The organism is Streptococcus sp. 10824 (assembly GCF_013276595.1).
Taxonomy (GTDB): Bacteria; Bacillota; Bacilli; order Lactobacillales; family Streptococcaceae; genus Streptococcus; species Streptococcus pseudopneumoniae.
This window is the reverse complement of sequence record NZ_VMLH01000160.1, coordinates 1-746: the sequence shown is the minus strand read 5'-3', so window position 1 is coordinate 746 and position 746 is coordinate 1. Positions and strand designations below refer to the sequence as shown.

Annotated in this window: 1 protein-coding gene; it reads right to left on the bottom strand. The window is 39.4% G+C overall.

The features are described from left to right. Positions 1–531 (bottom strand): alpha-hydroxy-acid oxidizing protein (locus HT701_RS11015; RefSeq protein WP_172931536.1); only part of this gene is annotated, 531 nt, incomplete at its 3' end. Positions 532–746: the final 215 nt, after the last annotated feature.

Sequence of the window (746 nt, the reverse complement as noted above, 5' to 3'; positions counted from 1 at the left end):
CTCACGATTTCCCCCTACAGTAGCATCTGCCGTCAAGACAATCGCTTTATAACCTTCAGCCTTCACACGGTCCATGATGTGGCGGTTGATACCGTCATCCTTACTAAAGTAAAATTGGAACCAATGAGGTGTCCCTTGAAGGGCTTCAGAAATCTCTGGAAGGTCAACAGTAGAGTAAGAACTGGTTGTATAAAGAGAACCGAACTCATGCACACCACGCGCAGTCGCCACTTCACCCTGTTCATTCGCTAATTTATGAGCCGCAACAGGCGCCATAATGATTGGTGAGGATAGTTTTTCACCTGCAAATTCAATCTCTGTACTTGGATTTTCAACATCGCAAAGCGTATGTGGAACGATGAGTTTGTGGTTAAAGGCACGGATATTCTCTCTTAAAGTGAAAGTATCTTCTGCCCCACTAGCAATATAGCCAAATGCTGCTTTAGGGATCACTTGTTGCGCCATTGGCTCCAAATCATAGGTATTAATGAAATCTACATGCCCTTCTGCATTGCTTGTTTTGTATGACATAAACTGTCCTCCTTGATTAAGTAAGCGTTTGCTTTTTACTATACATCTATAATAACTCTTTTTTCAATCATTTTCAAGAGTTTTGCTTAAAAACAATCTTATTTTTCATACAATATATTAGCCCTACTTTCCTTAAACTCTAAACTTTAGTCTATATTAAGTGAATCGTTGAGATTTTTTGCTGCCAGGCATTTGAACTACTTTTTTATTTGCTG